Source organism: Burkholderia sola (genome assembly GCF_905400185.1).
GTDB classification, from domain to species: Bacteria; Pseudomonadota; Gammaproteobacteria; order Burkholderiales; family Burkholderiaceae; genus Burkholderia; species Burkholderia sola.
In genome coordinates this window covers 447765-465214 of sequence record NZ_FR989676.1, presented here as the reverse complement: position 1 = coordinate 465214, position 17450 = coordinate 447765, and the positions used below count along the sequence as shown (strand labels likewise).

18 protein-coding genes are annotated in these 17450 nt (G+C 63.8%); 14 read left to right on the top strand and 4 right to left on the bottom strand.

The features are described 5' to 3' along the window. Window positions 1-51 precede the first annotated feature (51 nt). A complete protein-coding gene (locus tag KR541_RS18580; protein WP_050017273.1) occupies window positions 52-1233 on the bottom strand; it encodes a serine hydrolase domain-containing protein in 1182 nt (393 codons plus the stop codon). A gap of 277 nt (window positions 1234-1510) precedes the next feature. Here KR541_RS18580 and KR541_RS18575 point away from each other — a divergent pair, with 277 nt between their 5' ends. The 4 genes from KR541_RS18575 (at window position 1511) to KR541_RS18560 (ending at window position 4445) form a co-directional block, all read left to right on the top strand. Then, window positions 1511-2638 (top strand): aminotransferase class V-fold PLP-dependent enzyme, encoded by a 1128-nt coding sequence (locus tag KR541_RS18575; protein ID WP_050017272.1) that lies wholly within the window; start codon window positions 1511-1513, stop codon window positions 2636-2638. 96 nt (window positions 2639-2734) lie between these two features. Continuing rightward, a complete protein-coding gene (locus tag KR541_RS18570) occupies window positions 2735-3304 on the top strand; it encodes a YdeI/OmpD-associated family protein (protein ID WP_050017271.1) in 570 nt (189 codons plus the stop codon). 94 nt (window positions 3305-3398) lie between these two features. Beyond that, window positions 3399-3833, top strand: coding sequence for a lysozyme inhibitor LprI family protein (locus KR541_RS18565; protein WP_252996667.1), 435 nt, complete (start codon window positions 3399-3401; stop codon window positions 3831-3833). A 105-nt stretch (window positions 3834-3938) separates the two neighbouring features. Beyond that, entirely contained in the window at window positions 3939-4445 is a 507-nt protein-coding gene (locus KR541_RS18560) for a GNAT family N-acetyltransferase (protein WP_124681175.1), read from the top strand. 119 nt (window positions 4446-4564) lie between these two features. Here the strand turns inward: KR541_RS18560 and KR541_RS18555 are convergent, their stop codons facing one another. Further along, on the bottom strand, window positions 4565-5140 hold the full coding sequence (locus tag KR541_RS18555) for a TetR/AcrR family transcriptional regulator (RefSeq protein WP_050017269.1): 576 nt from the start codon (window positions 5138-5140) through the stop codon (window positions 4565-4567). A gap of 147 nt (window positions 5141-5287) precedes the next feature. Between KR541_RS18555 and KR541_RS18550 the strand changes: the two genes are divergently transcribed. From KR541_RS18550 to KR541_RS18540, 3 genes are all read left to right on the top strand, one after another. Next, window positions 5288-5980 (top strand): glutathione S-transferase, encoded by a 693-nt coding sequence (locus KR541_RS18550; protein WP_050017268.1) that lies wholly within the window; start codon window positions 5288-5290, stop codon window positions 5978-5980. 178 nt (window positions 5981-6158) lie between these two features. Then, window positions 6159-6533, top strand: a complete 375-nt coding sequence (locus KR541_RS18545) for a VOC family protein (protein WP_124630879.1) — start codon at window positions 6159-6161, stop codon at window positions 6531-6533. After that, window positions 6533-7210, top strand: coding sequence for a hypothetical protein (locus KR541_RS18540; RefSeq protein WP_216089710.1), 678 nt, complete (start codon window positions 6533-6535; stop codon window positions 7208-7210). Before KR541_RS18545 ends, KR541_RS18540 begins: the two co-directional genes overlap by 1 nt. A gap of 5 nt (window positions 7211-7215) precedes the next feature. Here the strand turns inward: KR541_RS18540 and KR541_RS18535 are convergent, their stop codons facing one another. Next, the gene (locus KR541_RS18535) at window positions 7216-8187 is read right to left on the bottom strand and encodes a LysR substrate-binding domain-containing protein (RefSeq protein WP_050017265.1); all 972 of its coding nucleotides are present in this window, start codon (window positions 8185-8187) and stop codon (window positions 7216-7218) included. Window positions 8188-8321: 134 nt separating this feature from the next. Between KR541_RS18535 and KR541_RS18530 the strand changes: the two genes are divergently transcribed. The 5 genes from KR541_RS18530 (at window position 8322) to KR541_RS18510 (ending at window position 14007) form a co-directional block, all read left to right on the top strand. Next, window positions 8322-10622: an NADP-dependent malic enzyme gene (locus KR541_RS18530; RefSeq protein WP_050017264.1), complete on the top strand. Its 2301-nt coding sequence runs from the start codon at window positions 8322-8324 to the stop codon at window positions 10620-10622. A gap of 289 nt (window positions 10623-10911) precedes the next feature. Then, window positions 10912-11556, top strand: coding sequence for a hypothetical protein (locus KR541_RS18525; protein WP_235356295.1), 645 nt, complete (start codon window positions 10912-10914; stop codon window positions 11554-11556). Between the two features lie 362 nt (window positions 11557-11918). After that, window positions 11919-13118 carry an aminotransferase-like domain-containing protein gene (locus KR541_RS18520; RefSeq protein WP_050017263.1) on the top strand — a complete coding sequence of 400 codons (1200 nt, stop codon included), beginning with the start codon at window positions 11919-11921 and terminating at the stop codon, window positions 13116-13118. 12 nt (window positions 13119-13130) lie between these two features. Next, the gene (locus KR541_RS18515; RefSeq protein WP_050017262.1) at window positions 13131-13322 is read left to right on the top strand and encodes a hypothetical protein; all 192 of its coding nucleotides are present in this window, start codon (window positions 13131-13133) and stop codon (window positions 13320-13322) included. 97 nt (window positions 13323-13419) lie between these two features. Next, window positions 13420-14007, top strand: a complete 588-nt coding sequence (locus tag KR541_RS18510; RefSeq protein ID WP_216089709.1) for a pyridoxamine 5'-phosphate oxidase family protein — start codon at window positions 13420-13422, stop codon at window positions 14005-14007. Between the two features lie 25 nt (window positions 14008-14032). On the opposite strand, the gene gcvA is transcribed toward KR541_RS18510, so the two are convergent. Further along, a complete protein-coding gene (gene gcvA / locus KR541_RS18505) occupies window positions 14033-14923 on the bottom strand; it encodes a transcriptional regulator GcvA (RefSeq protein WP_216089708.1) in 891 nt (296 codons plus the stop codon). A gap of 134 nt (window positions 14924-15057) precedes the next feature. Here gcvA and KR541_RS18500 point away from each other — a divergent pair, with 134 nt between their 5' ends. Continuing rightward, on the top strand, window positions 15058-15762 hold the full coding sequence (locus KR541_RS18500; RefSeq protein ID WP_050017287.1) for an SDR family oxidoreductase: 705 nt from the start codon (window positions 15058-15060) through the stop codon (window positions 15760-15762). 198 nt (window positions 15763-15960) lie between these two features. Next, complete coding sequence (locus tag KR541_RS18495) at window positions 15961-17238, top strand: epoxide hydrolase family protein (protein ID WP_050017259.1); 1278 nt, start codon at window positions 15961-15963, stop codon at window positions 17236-17238. Window positions 17239-17450: the final 212 nt, after the last annotated feature.

Below are 17450 nucleotides of genomic sequence, written 5' to 3'. Positions count from 1 at the left end.
GTCTCAAACCCGTTGGCCCGACGCTGTCGGGCCTTTTTTCGTGTGCACGCGTTAGCCGACGCCGTAGACGGCATCGCGCAGATCGAGCGTGTACTGCCCGTTCATCCCTTCGTAGAGCGTGTTCGTCAGCGACACGACGGTGAGTCCGCGCGCGCGATCGACGAACCACGAATGACCGTAGACGCCGCCCCAGCGCCACGTGCCGACGGATTCCGGCGACGCGGCCGCCTGCGGGTCGCGCAGCACCGAGAAGCCGATCCCGAAGCCCGCGCCCGGCAGGTCCGGCAATTCGAAATCGCCGGTCTGCACGTGTCCCATCTCGTCGACCAGTTCGGCCGGCAGGATCGCGCCGCCGCCCGCGCGCAGCGTGTCCAGCACCGTCAGCACGTCGCCGGCGGTGCCGACCATTCCGGCGCCGCCAGACGGGAACGCCTGTGCATTCAGCGCGCGCGACGGCGAGTACGTGACGCCGACGAAGCCCTCCTCGATGGGCACCGTCTCGTTTTCCGCGAGCCGGTGCGGCTGCGGCGTGTCGTTGACGTACGGCGTGGCGAGCCGCGCGGGATCGCGTGCGACGAAGCCCGTGTCGCGTGCGCCGAGCGGGCGCAGCACGAGCGCATCGATCGCGTCGGCGAGCGGCACGCCGCACACAGCCTCGATCAGCGCGCCGATGACGTCGATCGACAGCGAATAGTTCCAGTTGGTGCCAGGCACGAACAGCAGCGGCACGCTCGCGATCCGGCGCAGGTTTTCGGCGAGCGTGATCGATGCGCCGTCGAGCCCGTCGGACACGCCCGCACGCGCATAGGGGCCGTTCGCGTCGGTTTCGTTGAAGCGATAGTCAAGGCCGGCGGTATGCACGAGCAACTGGCGCACCGTGATCGTCGGCACGCGGCCATCGGGCAGCGCCGGACGGAATTCCGGCAGCCAGCGCGTGATGTCTTCATCGAGCGACAGCTTGCGTTGCGCGACGAGCGCCATCGCGGCCGCCGAGACGATCGGCTTCGTGACCGACGCGAGCCGGAACTGCGTGTCCTCGCGCATCGGCGTACGCGATTCGCGGTCCGCGAGCCCGGCCGCGCGGCGATAGACGAGTTCGCCGTCGCGAGCGACGAGGACGACCGCGCCGACGAGGCGCTGCGTATCGAGCTGGCGGGACAGGACCGCGTCGATGCGCTCGGCGAGCGCGGGATCGGTTGACGACTGCAGTGACGATGCGGGAGAGGAGGTCATCGTGAATTCCGTCGTGAGGGGGCTGGTCGACATGTTAGGCGGCTGTTGCCGTGCGCGTCGTTAACCCTTACACGGAACAGGGCGATGTGCGCGGCACGGACCGGCGTCGGCGCATACCGAGCCCGGGAGCGGGCAAAAATATGCGCCAATCGGCCGGCGGCGTTCGCTAGAATCGGCTTTCGTCGAGGAAATGACGTATTTGCATGGTGCAGAGCAGTATCGAATCGAAGACGCTGCTTGTCCTGATTCCATCGTTCATCTTTCACCGGAGGCGCGCATGCCAGGTTTACTTCCCGATGTTGACCGCGAGGGGCTCCTCGAATATTCGGTGGTGTACACCGATCGCTCGGTCAACCATATGTCGCAGCGCTTCCAGGGCGTCATGCGCGACATCTCCGCCACGCTGAAGAAAGTCTACAACGCGAAGTCGGTCGCGATCGTGCCGGGCAGCGGCACGTTCGGCATGGAAGCCGTGGCGCGACAGTTCGCGACGAACAAGAAGTGCCTCGTGATCCGCAACGGCTGGTTCAGCTTCCGCTGGTCGCAGATTTTCGACATGGGCAGCATTCCGTCAGAGACCACGGTGCTGAAGGCGCGCCCGGTCGAAGCGGGCAGGCAGGCCGCCTATGCGCCGGCGCCGATCGACGAAGTGGTCGCCGCGATCCACGCCAACAAACCCGATCTCGTGTTCGCGCCGCACGTCGAAACCGCGTCCGGGATCATGCTGCCCGATGCGTACCTGCGCGCGGTGGCCGATGCCGTGCATGCGGTCGGCGGGATGTTCGTGCTGGATTGCATCGCGTCGGGTACCGTGTGGGTCGACATGCAGGCGAGCGGCGTCGATATCCTGATCAGTGCGCCGCAAAAGGGCTGGAGTGCGTCGCCGTGTTGCGCGATGGTGATGTTCAGCCCGCTCGCGTGCGAGCGCATCGATTCGACCACCAGCACCAGCTTCGCATGCGATCTGCGCAAGTGGCTGCAGATCATGGAAGCGTACGAGGACGGCGGGTTCGCGTATCACGCGACGATGCCCACCGACAGCCTCACGACGCTGCGCGACGTGATGAAGGAAACCGATGCATACGGCTTCGACAAGGTGAAGGCGGAACAACTCGAACTTGGCGAGCGCATTCGCGCGCTGCTGACGGAGAAGGGGTTCAGGAGCGTGGCCGCGAAAGGGTTCGAGGCGCCGGGGGTCGTCGTGAGCTACACCGGCGATGACGGTATTCGCACTGGGAAGAAGTTTGCCGATGTCGGTTTGCAGATCGCGGCGGGTGTGCCGTTGCAATGCGACGAGCCGGAGGATTTCAAGACGTTTCGGATCGGGTTGTTCGGGCTCGACAAGCTGCATGATGTCGATGGCGCGGTGAAGCGCTTTGCCGATGCGTTGAACCGGATTCTTTGAGGCGGTTTTGCGGAATCGGGGGCTCCGGTGGCTGCCGCTCGTTCGTTGAGCGGCGGCTTTCGAGTCGTTGAAAACGCAACCATTCAGGATCGTGACATGACCGAAGGCGCTCTGACGTTTGCCAGTCAAGCCGAATGGGAAAGCTGGTTGGGGCAGAACGGCGGCACGTCGACCGGAGCATGGCTGCGGCTCGCGAAAAAAGGCGCGGGGCAGCAAACCGTCACCTACCAAGAGGCGTTGGAGAGTGCCCTTTGTCATGGTTGGATCGACGGCCAAAAGAGGGCCGAGAGCGAGCAATACTGGTTGCAACGCTTCACCCCGCGCTCGGCGAAAAGCATCTGGTCCAAACTGAACAAGGACAAGGCCGAAGCGTTGATCGCCGCAGGCAGGATGCGCCCAGCCGGCATGGGCGAAATCGAGAAGGCGAGGAAGGACGGCCGCTGGGCGGCTGCCTATGCGTCGGCCGGCAACTCGATCGTGCCGGACGACTTGCAGGCGGCGTTGGATGCCCATCCGAAAGCCGGGAAGTTTTTCGCAACGCTGAACAGCCGTAATCGCTATGCGATCCTGTTTCGGATACAGAATGCCAAGAAGCCGGAAACACGAGCACGGAAAATCGCGGAATTCATCGACATGCTGAAGCGGGGCGAGACTTTTCATCCGTAGAGCGTGGGTTTCCGACGGAGATTTTGTCGAACGCGATCGGCGCGTGAATTGTTCCGATCGCCATATGAATGGGAAAACGGGAATAGGAGCAAGAATGCATATCCGCGCATCGGCGTTCAGCCTTCGTCGCGCGGCGCTGGGCGCCGCCATGGCGCTGACATTGTCGTGGTTCACCGCTGCGCAAGCGCAGAGCTGCGCACCGGATAGCGTGGCTCCCGAGTGCTTGCTGCAGCGTAGTCAAGATGAATTTCAGCAAGCAGACGACGAATTGAACCGCACTTACCAAAAGGTTTTGAAGTCGCTGTCTCGGCCGCGTGACGAGTACGTCGACTATCCAGCACTCAAGGTGAAATTTGTCGCGGCTCAGCGGCAATGGATCCGTTTTCTCGATGACGAATGTTCCGCTTGGTATCTGATAAACGAGGCAGGCGCGGATCGTAATCTTGATCTACTGACTTGCGAAATCGACAGAACACGCGATCGTACGCGTGAATTGAACGCGTGGCTCAAGCAAGTGAGCCATGATTAGCGCAGCGCTGGATAAAGACAGCATGAGTGCCGTGCGCGCGGCTAGCGTCAGGTTGGTTACGTGGTGCGCCGGGATGGTAGCTCGGATATAACGGGGAAACGAACGATGGTGTCGAAAAGCGTCCGCAGAGCGACGGCAGACGATGTCCCGGTGCTGACACAGATCCGGAACGATGCACATGCAAAGAAGGTCGCGCACGGCGACTACGTGTGGGGCAAGGAAGGCGACGGCTTTTCCGAACGGTGGGTACGAAACCACGTCGCCGAGAAGGCCGTGTACGTCGTCGAACAGGATGGCGCGCTGGTCGGAACGTTTTCGCTCGACTTCGACGACGACAGGCACTGGGGGCCTCAAGCGCCGATTGCGGGCTACGTGCACGGCCTCTGTGTGCGGCAGGGTTTCAACGGGCTCGGGCTCGGCAGCTTCATGCTCGACTGGTGCGCTCACGAGGTGAGTCGCTTGAATCGGCGTTTGCTTCGACTCGACTGCGGCGCCGAAAACATGACGCTCTGCGCTTACTACGAGTCCCTGGGCTTTGTCCGCGTTGGATTGAAAACGGACGGTATTGTCTGGTCTCTTTACGAAAAGCCTGTCAATTCGGCCTGCTGCTGATCGCGGCGGTCCGGCAGCAAACATCGGCGACGGAATCCACGTCAGTCGGGGTCACACGATCGAACATCATGCATTCGCGAACGTTCGACATCATCCGAAGCCGCGTCACCGTTACCCTGCTACGCCGGCAAAAGCCCCGCTTTACGATAATTGTCGATCAGCGCGTCATAGAGCGAGAGATCGGCGCGACTCCGCGCGATGAGCTGAGCGCCGGCGATGGCGGCGAAGATTGCCCGCGCCCGCTGTTTGCTCTCCCGGGCACTGACCACCGCCGCTGTGGATAGAACCTTGCTCAACCACGCCACGTTCACGTCGGCGAAGGCCAGGACTTCTTTCATCACGACTTCCGGCAGATCGTCGGTTTCGGCCGCCATGAAGCTGCAAAGACACAGGCGGTTGCCGGTCTCGAGCGCCTTGCGGAAGGTATCCGGATAGCGGCGCAGGCAGTCCAGCGGATCGCGCGATCGGGCCAGCATGTCGTCCAGCGCCGCCGCTGCATCCTCGCAATAACGCCTCGCTACCGCAGCGCCGAGATCGGCCTTGCTGTCGAAGTGGTGGTAGATGCTCGCGGCCTTGATGCCCACCTCGCTGGCGAGATCCCGGTAATTCAAGCCGCCGTAGCCGTGCGTCTGCGCGAGCCTCGTGGCGGCTTCCAGAATTCTTTCTCTCGAGTTCGAGCTCGCGTCGTTCGTCACAGCTTCGGTCTCCGCGCACGGGAAATGGGTGTTGACACTCCGGATTCTACCTTATATGGTTAACCTAACAAACGTTAGGTAGATTCGTGGAGCGACGTGTTTTCGCGTCGTCCGATCCCCTGCAACCGACTACGGAGCGCCCCTGCAATGACTGCCAGTAACGTCGACTTCGACACAGCCCAACTGCCCATGATGAAGATCCACGATTTCCCGACAGGGCCCTATCCGACACGCGTGCGCATCGCGCTGGCCGAAAAGGGGCTGCAATCGCGCGTCCAGTTCGTGATGGTCGATCTTTACAAGGGCGAGCATAAAAAGCCCGAGTTCATCGCCGGCAAGAATTATTCGGGTACGTTGCCGGTGCTTGAACTCGATGATGGCACCTGCATTGCCGAGTGCACGGCCATTACGGAGTACCTCGACACGCTCGATGGCGTACCCGTGCTCACCGGCAGCACGCCACGCGAAAAGGGCATCATCCACATGATGAGCAAGCGCGCCGAGTTGGAACTGCTCGACGCGATCAGCGTCTATTTCCATCACGGCACGCCGGGGCTGGGGCCCGACGTGGAGACGTATCAAAATCCGGAGTGGGGATTCCGTCAACGCGACAAGGCGTTGAGGGGCATGCGCTACTTCGATGCCATTCTGCAACGGCAACCGCATGTTGCGGGCGAAACGTTCTCGATGGCCGACATCACCGTCATCGGTGGTTTGATCTTTGCGATGCTCGTGAAGCTGCCAGTGCCCGAGGAATGCGAAGCGCTTCGAGCCTGGTACGCGAGAATGCTGGCGCGTGAGAGCGTCAGGAACCAGCCGGTGTTTGCTACCGTGACCTGAGTCGCCGCAGACGACTGCTTCGGCGTGCGCGAGGGCGCATAGAATACCGGCGCGTTGCGCGATCGTAGATCGGCATCGACCATCGCCATTCCCGTATCATCTGTCCGATTCGTCGGGACCGAACCATCTGACCGTCCCGCACACGAGCGTGCACGCCCATTCATCCGGGAGGGAACTCATGTTTGACCACGTCAAATTCGGCGTCAGCGACTACGCCGCCAGCAGGGCGTTTTTCCTCAAGGCACTCGAACCGCTGGGCGCCGAAATCGTCGGGGAAAGCGACCCGTCGTACGGGATCGAGATCGGTCTGCCCAGCAAGTCTTCGCTGTGTCTGTTCCCGACCGACGAGAAGCCGGCGCCTCTCCACATCGCGTTCGCGGCCGACACGCGGCAGCAAGTCGATGCATTCCATCGCGCGGCGCTGGAGGCCGGCGGGAAAGACAATGGCGCGCCCGGGCTGCGGCCGCATTATCACGCGAACTACTACGCGGCGTTCATCATCGGGCCGGATGGACACAATATCGAGGCGGTGTGTCATCGGGCGGAGGCGTGATGCGCTGGATCGGTAAAACGCTCGCGGCGATCTCGAGCATGGCGCTCGTCGGCATCGCCTGCGTTCAAGCAGCGCCCCGCGAAACGGCATTCCCGCGCTTCACTCAGACGGAAGGCAAGCTCGACGGCGACGGGCTTCCGCTTTCCGGCGTGAAGCTCTGCGTGCTGCCCGACCGTGCGCCGTGCTTCGAGATGCCGCCGGCGCCGCTTCCTCATTCCTCGAAGGAGCTGTACCAGTTCGGCCTGAATCCACGGTCCGAGCGGTTGCCGATTGCGTCGGGCGGCTCGTGGGTATTCTTCTCGGGGATGTTCTCGGGTGGCGGCAGCGGGATGCTGGAGCGCGTGGCCGTGCTGCGGGTCGGCGCGACTGGCAAGATCGAGAACCTGATGCCGATCGTCACCGAAACGGAAATGGCCGACCGCGCGATGTGGAACTTGCCGGAGGTGTCGCCGTATCCGCTGTTCGTCCGGGCCGACTACGTGTGGGGCAAGGACGAGGATCATTTCGGTCAGCACTTCTTCGACATCGACGCGTGGATGTTCGATCCCGCCGCCAATCAATACGCGAAGCGCTTTTCCTACCGCACGAGCAAACGCTACGACAGGGGCGAGGGTGCGGACCACGTGCTGAGCGCCGAGCGTCCGGAAATCCTGCGGCGCCTTGCTGCCGGCAAATAACGCCGCTATCGCTGCACTTCTCCGTACGTTTCCTTGCATACCGCGCGTAGCGCGTCGACGAGCAGATCGCGCGCGGGCGATTGCGAATCGGCGGAGCGCGTGAACAGCGCGATCGGCGGCAACGTCCACACCAGCGAATAAGGCACGATCGCCACGCCGGCGATCCGCACCAGTTCCTCCGCGATATCGGCCGGCACGATCGACACGGCCTCGTCGCTCGACGCGATCATTTCGCCGATCAGCTTCGACGAGTAGCTTTCGACGATTGGCACGGGCGGCGCGATGCCGGCCGACAGGAACAGGTCGGTCACCTGTTCGCGCATCGGCGTATGCGGCGCGCCGAGAATCCAGTCGAGCGCGTGCAGCTTGTGCCAGTCCAGCGGCGTGCGGGCGAGCTTGGCCGCCAGCCGCCGGCTCGCGATCATGCGCGGCTGCTGCTGGTACAGCACTTCGAACGAAACCTGCCCGAGGTCGATCGCCGACGACGCGCGCCCGATCACGATGTCGACGCTGTGATCGCGGAGTTGCAGCAGCAACTGATCGCTGGTGCCTTCGTGAATCGTTACGGTCAGGCGCCGCTCCATGCGCGCTTGCAGCCGCTTCAGCGCGGCCGACAGCATCTGGCCGGAGATGAACGGAATCACGCCGATGTGCAGATGGGCCGCATGCCCGGCGGCGACGGTCTCCATCTCGCGGGCGAGGTGGTCGAGATCCTTGATCATCGCCTTCGCCCGTTCGAGCACGACCGCGCCGAGCGCGGTGGGCCGCATGCCGCGCGACGAGCGTTCGAACAGCGGCGTGCCGAACATGCTCTCCAGCTCGGACAGCGCGTTCGTCACGGCCGGCTGGCTGCTCGCCATGTGCTCGGCGACGCGCGTCAGCGATCCGTGCTGCTGGATCTGCAGCAACAACACCAGATGCCGAATCTTCAGACGCGCGCCCAGCCGCCTGACCACGTCGTTTGCGTCAAAATTCATTGACTAGTCATGTATTCATCATGAAAAAATGATGGACCGATACTAAAACAAAATCGTCACGTTATGGCGGATCCCTAGAATCACCTTCATGGATCGCGCCGGGACTGGCCTGGCGCCCACGCCGGGACCACAACATGAAACAGACAGAGACACAGCAGCAGGCCGCGTTCGACTATCACGAGTTTCCCACCCCCGGGAAAATCTCGGTCGTGGCGAGCAAGCCGCTGGTGACGCAGCGCGATCTGGCGCTGGCCTATACGCCCGGCGTGGCGAGCGTGTGCGAGTCGATCGCCGCCGATCCGCTGCAGGCCCACCGCTTCACGAGCCGCGGCAACCTCGTGGGCGTGATCACGAACGGCACCGCCGTGCTGGGTCTCGGCAACATCGGCCCGCTCGCATCGAAGCCGGTGATGGAGGGCAAGGCCGTCCTGTTCAAGAAATTCGCCGGAATCGACGTGTTCGACATCGAGATCAACGAGGCCGACCCGGACAAGCTGGTCGACATCATCGCCGGCCTCGAACCGACGTTCGGCGGCATCAATCTCGAGGACATCAAGGCGCCGGAATGCTTCACCGTCGAGCAGAAGCTGCGCGAACGCATGAAGATTCCCGTCTTTCACGACGATCAGCATGGCACGGCCATTACGGTGTCCGCCGCGTTCATCAACGGGCTGAAGGTCGTCGGGAAATCCATCAAGGAAGTGAAGGTCGTGACGTCCGGCGCCGGTGCGGCCGCGCTGGCGTGTCTGGACCTGCTGGTCGACCTCGGGCTGCCGGTGGAAAACGTGTGGGTGACCGACATCGAGGGCGTCGTCTATCGCGGCCGTACCACGCTGATGGACCCGGCCAAGTCGCGCTTCGCGCAGGAAACCGAGGCGCGCAAGCTCGCCGAAGTGATCGGCGGCGCGGATGTGTTCCTGGGGCTGTCGGTCGGCGGCATCCTCACGGCGGAGATGCTCAAGCAGATGGCGGCGCGTCCGCTGATTCTCGCGCTGGCCAACCCGACGCCGGAAATCTTCCCGGAACTGGCGCATGAGACCCGCGACGATGTCGTGATCGCGACGGGCCGCTCGGATTATCCGAACCAGGTCAACAACGTGCTGTGCTTCCCGTACATTTTCCGCGGCGCGCTGGACGTGGGCGCGACGACGATCACGCGCGAGATGGAAATTGCCGCGGTGCACGCAATCGCCGGGCTCGCCGAGGAAGAGCAGAACGAAGTCGTCGCGGCGGCCTATGGCGCGTACGACGTGTCGTTCGGCCCGCAATACCTGATTCCGAAGCCGTTCGACCCGCGCCTGATCGTACGGATCGCGCCGGCCGTCGCGAAGGCGGCGATGGAAGGCGGCGTGGCGACGCGTCCGCTCGCGAATCTCGACGCGTACGTCGAGCAGTTGCAGCAATTCGTCTATCACTCGGGCGCGTTCATGAAGCCGCTGTTCGCGACCGCGCGCCAGCTCGTGCGTGACGGCGGCAAGGCGCGGATCGTGTTCACCGAAGGCGAGGACGAGCGGGTGCTGCGTGCGGTGCAGGTGATCGTCGACGAGAAGCTTGCGCGGCCGATTCTGGTCGGGCGTCCGGAGGTGCTGCTCGCGCGCATCGAGCGATTTGGGCTGCGCTTGCGACTCGGTCAGGATGTCGAAGTGACCAATCCCGAATATGACGAGCGTTTCCCGCAGTACTGGACGAAGTATTGGGAGCTGCGCTGCCGCGACGGTATTTCGAAGGAAATGGCGCGCGTGGAAATGCGCCGCCGCCTGACGCTGATCGGCGCGATGATGGTGCAGCTCGGCGACGCGGACGGGATGATCTGCGGGACGGTGGGCGAGTATCACAATCACCTGCGGTTCGTGGACGAAGTGATCGGCAAGAAACCGGGTGCGTCGACCTACGCGGCAATGAACATCCTGTTGCTCGATCAGCGAACGGTCGCGCTGGTGGATACGCACGTGAACGACAACCCCGATGCGGAGCAGATCGCGGAATTCACGATCGCGGCGGCGCGGCAGATGGAATGGCTGAACCTGACGCCGAAGGTCGCGCTGTTGTCGCGGTCGAACTTTGGGTCGGGGAGTGCGGCTTCGGGCGTGAAGATGCGCCGGGCGCTGGAGATCGTGCGGGAACAGGCGCCGGATATCGAAGCGGATGGCGAGATGCATGGCGACTGCGCGCTCGATGAAGGGCTGCGGGCAAAGCTGCTGCCGATGTCGCCGTTGAAGGGGGCGGCGAATTTGCTGGTTTGTCCGAATGTGGATGCGGGGAATATCGCGTACAACCTGCTCAAGACCGAGGCGGGGAGTAATGTGGCGGTGGGGCCTTTCCTGTTGGGCGTGAACGCTCCCGTGAATATCCTTACTTCGAGCGCTACCGTGCGGCGGATCGTGAATATGGCTGCGTTGACGGTGATTGAGGCGAATCGGGGTGTGGGTGGGTGATTGATTGCAACTTGTGGGCGGCCACGGCCGCCCCTTGTTTTGTCAGATTCAGCCATGAGCGGCCGTCGTGACGGCGCTCAGCAATGTCTGTCCTAGTCTGGTACCCAAGCCAGGAATCTTGGGGCGACTCGTGACAGATCTTCGTATCCAATTATCCCCTTGAGAATTATCCCAAGCTTCACGGCTTTCGCGCACTCGAACTGATTTAACAGTTGTTTTCATTGCTATTGCGGACTTGCAAGGGTATCGATTATTTTGGCGCCGATTCATTCAGAGGTGCTATCTACTCGTGACCATCCTCAAAGTAGTCTTGTCCGTGATCGCCATATACCTGGTAGTCGATATCGGGTGGACGTTTGTGCCGGTTGATGTGCATAACGCGATCACGATTTTCGCGCTCGTGCATACGAAGCTGGCGATCTTCGGCATCACGTCGATCATCTTCGGGTTCTACGTGTACCGGCTCGTCAGAAATTTCAACCGTTTCAGCCGAGCGAAGCGCGCAGGCGCCGCGATCGTCACACTCGTTTTTTTCGCATTCGTCTACTTGGTAGGCTATCGCGGAATCATGATTGACCGTACCGATTGTCAGCGCTTCAACTACAACGTCAAGATGAATGGTGGTGTCAAACAGGTCGACGGCATAACCTACATCGTCAACATCTGCGGAAGCGGTGTCCGCAGCAATGGTTTTTTGGGTGATCAGAATGAGCAGGTCAAACTCGTCGTCAGCGAGGCACATGGCTCGACGCTTGCTACGCGACTATTTTTCGTTTTTTGGGACGGCCGGCCGGGTGAGGACTCGACCATCATCCGTAAGAACAAGTTGGTTTATTTCGACGCATCGGATGAGGACGACAGTGAAAGGTCGATCTCGCTGCCACCCACCACGTTCGATTGGGTCGCGGCAAAATTTCCGATTTGGATTCGCTGAGAATGGTCCCGCCGCCCGGGCGGTCGTTGCGTTGAAGCGGCGCCACCCACGATTCTCGCCGAACCACCCAAGCCAAGAAAGCAGCGGTGATCGCCGTGACCACCCCCGGCGAAACAATCGCCCGAATCAAACACCCGTTCGACGAACCGCCCCCGAACCTCGCACCCCCACGCGCCGCCAACACCCGCCCAACCGCGATGTAATGACCAAACCGCAAGACCTAGTGCATAGATATCGTTTGCCGAGCCCTTAATGACTATCGACAATCGTGGCTCGAATTCACCGCCGCGACGCCAGAAGCGCCTTGGCGGCCGGCGCTCGACGGCTATCCCGGCCGTCCGCGCCCACCTGCACACGACGACATGTACGCGTTCACGCCCTCATTCCAAAACCCCGCCGGCTCGCCGATCCGCGAGTTGTTCAAGTACCTGTCCGAACCGGGCATGATTTCCTTCGCGGGCGGCTATCCGGCCAGCGACCTGTTCGACGTCGACGGCCTGAACGCGGCGGCCGAACGTGCGTATGGGCAGCCCATCCGCTGTCTGCAATACGGCCCGACCGACGGCCTCGCCGAACTGAAGCAGCAACTGATCGCGCTGATGGCGCGTCGCGGCGTCGCGTGCACGCCGGCCGAACTGCTCGTCACGACCGGCTCGCAGCAAGGTCTCGACCTGCTGCTGCGCGTGATGGTGTCGCCCGGCGACGTCGTGCTGACCGAACAACCGGCGTACCCGGCCACGCTGCAGGCGATGCGTTTGCAACAGGCGCGCATCGTGACGATTCCGGTCGACGGCGAAGGCGTCGACGTCGATCGTCTGGCCGAACAACTCGCGTCCGGCGCGATCGCGCAGCCGAAGCTGCTCTACACGGTCCCGACTTTCGCGAACCCGACGGGCGCGACACTGACGCGCGAACGCCGGCTGAAGCTGCTGCGTCTCGCGGTGCAATACCGCTTCCTGATCATCGAGGACGATCCGTACGGCGACCTGCGTTTCGCGGGCGAAGCCGTGCCGTCGATGCTCGCGCTGGCCGGCGAGGTGGATGGCGCGCGCGACTGGCTCGTGCATTTCGCGAGCCTGTCGAAGATCGTCGCGCCGGGGCTGCGCGTGGGCTGGACGATCGCGCCGGCCGAAATCGCGCGGCGCTGCGTGATCGCGAAGCAGACGGTCGACCTGTGCAGCGCGCCGTGGACGCAGGCCACCGCCGCCGAATATCTGGCGGACGGCGCGCTCGAACGCCATCTGCCGCGCATCACGGCCGCGTACCGTCGCAAATGCGACGCGATGTGCGATGCGCTGCGCGACGGCTTCGGCGATGCGATCGAATTCCATCGTCCCGAAGGCGGGATGTTCGTGTGGGCGCGGCTCGGCGCGGTATCGTCGGACGGGTTGCTGCAACAGGCGATTGCCAACAAGATCGTGTTCGTACCCGGCAAGGCGTTCTTCGCGGACAACGTCGATGCGGCGTCGCTTCGCCTGTCGTTCGCCGCGCCGGACGTCGATGCGATCCGGGAAGGCGTCGCGCGTCTCGTGCGCGCGTATGGTGCGGCGCGGGCCGCGTGAGGAGACACCGACATGAATAACACCATCAACGAAACGGCCGCGGTGGGCGCGGCTGCGAACACCGGCGACAACCGGCCGGCAAAGCATCCGTCGTCGCAGATCAGCGCCGGGCCGCAGTATGTGGTCGACGTGCTCGGCCGCTTCGGCGCGGAGCCGGCGACCGATGCCGGCGATGCGGCGCCGGTCGTGCTCGGCTACAACTGAGCGGCACAACGGCGGCTGCGGCGCATCCGATGCGAGCCGTCGCCGACACAAACGGTTAAGCTTGCGCGATCGAAACACCGACGATCGCCGCCGCCTCATGTCCGACTCGACCTCCGAATCGCTCGCGCAAACCTACGACCGCGTCTGGTCCTGCCTCGAATCCGGCGTGAGCGTACAGCGTTCGCCGTTCACGATGCTGCAGGCGGCGACGCTCGGCCTCGATGGCGCGCCGAAGGTCCGGACGATCGTATTGCGTCAGGTGAGCCGCACCGCGAACGTGCTGTCGTTTCATACCGACGCGCGTTCGGAGAAGGTCGCGGAGTTGCGTCGCGATCCGCGCATCTCGATCGTCGCGAACGATCTCGACGCGCTTGTGCAGATTCGCGCGGAAGGCGTCGCGTCGATCTGCGACGACGAAGCGCAACGGCGCGCGATCTGGGCATCGAGCCGCCCGCATACGCTGCTGCTGTATCGCGCGCCGTTGCCGCCCGGCACGCCGATCTCCTCACCGGAAGACGCGCATATCAACGACGCCGCCTCAACCGGCGACGGCTACGACAACTTCTGCCTGATCCACATGACGATCACGCGCATCGACTGGCTCGAACTCGCGCACGCCGGCCATCGCCGCGCGGTATTCGACCTGAACGAAAGCGACTACGAAGCCCGCTGGATCGCGCCTTGACGCTGGTCAAGCGCGCTCGATCCACTCAAGGCCGCCCGTCCGACGCGGCCTGGATCATCCACTCGCGCATCACCGCGATCGCGTCGTCGTCGCGACGCTCGGCTGGATACACGAGATAGAACCCCACCGACAGCGGAAACGCGAAATCGAACGGCTTGCACAGCCGGCCTGCTGCGATATCGCGTTCGACCAAAGGCTCGGTCGCGAGCGCGATGCCCTGGCCGGCGACGGCCGCATCGATCGCGAGCGACGTCTGGTTGAAGCGCAGCCCCTTGTGCGGATCGACGTCGACCGGTTCGGGCATCGCGGCGAGGAACTCGGGCCACAGGTCGTGCGCGTCGTGCAGCAGCACCTGCCCGGCGAGCGCGCGCGGCGAAGCCGGCGCGGTCAGCACCGACGGGCTGCACACCGCGCACACGTCGAGCGGGAACAGCGCATGGGTGGCGAGATGCTTGCCGAACGGCGGCTTGCCGTAGCGGATCGCGAGATCGACGCCGTCATGGCGGAACGTCGCGATCTGCGGGTCGGCGATCACGCGCACGTCGTAGTCGGGATGCGCGTCGGTGAACTGCGCGAGCCGCGGAATCAGCCACTTCGACGCGAACGACGGCGTCGTGCTGATCGTCAGCGCGGCGCGCCGCTTCACGAGCTTGTCGGTCGCGTCGGCGATCGCGTGCAGCGCGCGCTGCACGTCGGAGAAATACGCGGCGCCGTCGTGCGTGAGCGAGAGGCCGCGCGGCAGGCGCTCGAACAGCTTCAGGCCGAGCACGTCCTCGAGGTGGCGCACCTGCTGCGCGACGGCACCCTGCGTGACGCCGATCTCGTCGGCGGCCGCGCGGAAATTGAGGTGCCGCGCGGACACTTCGAACGCGCGAAGCGCATTCAGCGGTGGCAGGCGGGAAGGACGTGGCGGCATCGTCAGGCTGTAGAAAAACTATCGGCTGGCGGCAGAAATACTGGTTCGACAGTGGGAAGCGATGCGCCTACATTACCACCATGGCGCGCCGAATGGCGGCTGCGCGGCGGCAGAATGAGAATGAGGAGCGGATCGTGACTGTAGAAAAAGTGGCGTTGATCACGGCGGCGGGCAAGGGCATGGGCGCGGCGATCGCGCGCGAACTGGCGGCGACGGGCTATCGCGTCGCGCTGATGTCGCCGTCGGGCAGCGCGGTGGCGCTTGGCGACGAACTCGGCGGTTTCGGCATCAAGGGCTCGGTGACCGAAGAGGCCGATATCGACCGGCTCGTGCAGGAAACGGTCGAGCGCTACGGCCGGATCGATGCGGTCGTGAACAACACCGGCCATCCGCCGAAGGGCGAGCTGCTGGCGATCACCGACGACAACTGGCACACGGGGCTCGATCTGATCCTGCTGAACGTGGTGCGCGTGATGCGCCGCGTGACGCCGATCTTCCAGAAGCAGGGCGGCGGCGCGGTGGTCAATATCTCGAGCTTCGCGGCGGACGCACCCGAGCAGCCGATGCCCGTGTCGTCGGCGCTGCGCGCGGCGCTGAGCGCATGGACGCGGCTGTACGCGGAACGCTATGCGGCCGAGAACATCCGGATGAACGCGGTGCTGCCGGGCTTCATCGACAGCTGGCCGGAAACGCCGCAGATCGTCGCGCGCATTCCGGCCGGCCGCTTCGGCAAGACCGGCGAGATCGCGAAGACAGTCGCGTTCCTGCTGTCGGACGGCGCGGGCTACATCACCGGGCAGAACATTCGCGTCGACGGCGCGATCGTCAACGCGCTCTGAGCGCGACACCGGCGAGCGGCCGCGCAAGCGCTGCTCGCCGCGCAGCAGCTACAAACGCGTACAAATCAGACAAATTCGGGATACATCCGACCTTTCAAATGGGCGACGCCGCGTGACATGGGCACGCCGGATTGAAAGCCTGAGCGCGATCCCCCGCGGCATGTTCACTTTCCATTTCACGAAAGGAGATGCCGAACGATGTCCTCCACACCGTTTTCCCCGATGCGTCGCCACCTGCTGGCCACTTCCGTGGCCGCCGGGGTCTCGGCGATGCTGCCCACCGCGCTGCATGCGGCCACCGGCGCGAGCGGCATACGCCCGTTCACCGCCCACATCCCCGATGAAGCCGTGGTCGATCTGCGTCGTCGTATCGTCGCGACGCGCTGGCCGGGCCGCGAGACCGTCGTCGACGAATCGCAGGGCGTGCGGCTCGAGCGCATGCAGGCGCTGCTGCGCTACTGGGGCACCGACTACGACTGGCGCAAGGGCGAGGCGCGCCTGAACGGTTTCCCGATGTTCATCACCGAAATCGACGGGCTCGACATTCATTTCATTCACGTGCGGTCGCGGCACGCAAACGCGATGCCGATGATCATGACGCACGGCTGGCCCGGCTCGATCTTCGAGCTGCTGAAGGCGATCGGCCCGCTGACCGACCCGACCGCGCATGGCGCGAGCGCGGACGATGCGTTCCACGTCGTCGTGCCGTCGCTGCCGGGCTTCGGTTTCTCGGGCCGGCCGACGAAGACCGGCTGGGGCTCCGACCACATCGCGCGAGCGTGGGGCGAGTTGATGGCGCGGCTCGGCTATACGCGTTTCGTGTCGCAGGGCGGCGACTGCGGCTCGGTGATCTCGCACCGGATGGCGATGCAGCGCGTGCAGGGTCTGGCCGGGATTCACGTGAACATGCCGGCGACGGTGCCGCCGGATATCGCGACGCTGCTCGAGATCGATGCGCCCGCGCCGGCTTCGTTGACGCCGAAGGAGAAGGCCGCGTACGAGAAGCTCGCGACGTTCTATCGCGACAATTGCGGCTACTCGGCGATGATGGTCACGCGGCCGCAGACGGTCGGCTATGCGCTTGCCGATTCGCCGTCCGGGCAGGCTGCGTGGATGTACGACAAGATCTCGCAGTGGACGTATAGCGGCGGCGTGCCCGAACGCTCGATTCCGCGCGACGAGATCCTCGACGACATCTCGCTGTACTGGCTGACGAACACCGCGACGTCGTCCGCGCAGATCTACTGGGAGGATCACTCGAACAACTTCAACGCGGTGGATATCTCGCTGCCGGCCGCGATCACGGTGTTTCCCGGCGAGATCTACCAGGCGCCGCGCAGCTGGGCCGAGCGCAGCTATCACAACCTGATCTACTTCAACGAAGTCGACAAGGGCGGGCACTTCGCGGCATGGGAAGAACCGGAACTGTTTGCGCGCGAAGTGCGTGCGGGGTTCCGGCCGTTGCGGCGCGCGTAAGCGGCGTAGTAAGCGCAGTGAATACGGGCCGGCCTGGTGCGCGGCCCGTTTTCGTTTCTGCCGCGCGGCCGCGCCGAAACGTCGTTTTTATCGCGATTTTTGAATCGCTGTGTGTCGTGTTCGCACACGGATACGTTGAGATACAAAGCCTCCGGATGGTTCGGATATAAAACCGGTGAAGCAATTCACACGGCGGCGCGGCGCCATCCGCT

Excerpts from the sequence above, each read along its gene's own strand:
- KR541_RS18580 (WP_050017273.1), bottom strand. The coding sequence starts at position 1,233 with ATGACCTCCTCTCCCGCATCGTCACTGCAGTCGTCAACCGATCCCGCG.
- KR541_RS18575 (WP_050017272.1), top strand. The coding sequence starts at position 1,511 with ATGCCAGGTTTACTTCCCGATGTTGACCGCGAGGGGCTCCTCGAATAT.
- KR541_RS18570 (WP_050017271.1), top strand. The coding sequence starts at position 2,735 with ATGACCGAAGGCGCTCTGACGTTTGCCAGTCAAGCCGAATGGGAAAGC.
- KR541_RS18565 (WP_252996667.1), top strand. The coding sequence starts at position 3,399 with ATGCATATCCGCGCATCGGCGTTCAGCCTTCGTCGCGCGGCGCTGGGC.
- KR541_RS18560 (WP_124681175.1), top strand. The coding sequence starts at position 3,939 with ATGGTGTCGAAAAGCGTCCGCAGAGCGACGGCAGACGATGTCCCGGTG.
- KR541_RS18550 (WP_050017268.1), top strand. The coding sequence starts at position 5,288 with ATGACTGCCAGTAACGTCGACTTCGACACAGCCCAACTGCCCATGATG.
- KR541_RS18545 (WP_124630879.1), top strand. The coding sequence starts at position 6,159 with ATGTTTGACCACGTCAAATTCGGCGTCAGCGACTACGCCGCCAGCAGG.
- KR541_RS18540 (WP_216089710.1), top strand. The coding sequence starts at position 6,533 with ATGCGCTGGATCGGTAAAACGCTCGCGGCGATCTCGAGCATGGCGCTC.
- KR541_RS18535 (WP_050017265.1), bottom strand. The coding sequence starts at position 8,187 with ATGAATTTTGACGCAAACGACGTGGTCAGGCGGCTGGGCGCGCGTCTG.
- KR541_RS18530 (WP_050017264.1), top strand. The coding sequence starts at position 8,322 with ATGAAACAGACAGAGACACAGCAGCAGGCCGCGTTCGACTATCACGAG.
- KR541_RS18520 (WP_050017263.1), top strand. The coding sequence starts at position 11,919 with ATGTACGCGTTCACGCCCTCATTCCAAAACCCCGCCGGCTCGCCGATC.
- KR541_RS18515 (WP_050017262.1), top strand. The coding sequence starts at position 13,131 with ATGAATAACACCATCAACGAAACGGCCGCGGTGGGCGCGGCTGCGAAC.
- KR541_RS18510 (WP_216089709.1), top strand. The coding sequence starts at position 13,420 with ATGTCCGACTCGACCTCCGAATCGCTCGCGCAAACCTACGACCGCGTC.
- gcvA (WP_216089708.1), bottom strand. The coding sequence starts at position 14,923 with ATGCCGCCACGTCCTTCCCGCCTGCCACCGCTGAATGCGCTTCGCGCG.
- KR541_RS18495 (WP_050017259.1), top strand. The coding sequence starts at position 15,961 with ATGTCCTCCACACCGTTTTCCCCGATGCGTCGCCACCTGCTGGCCACT.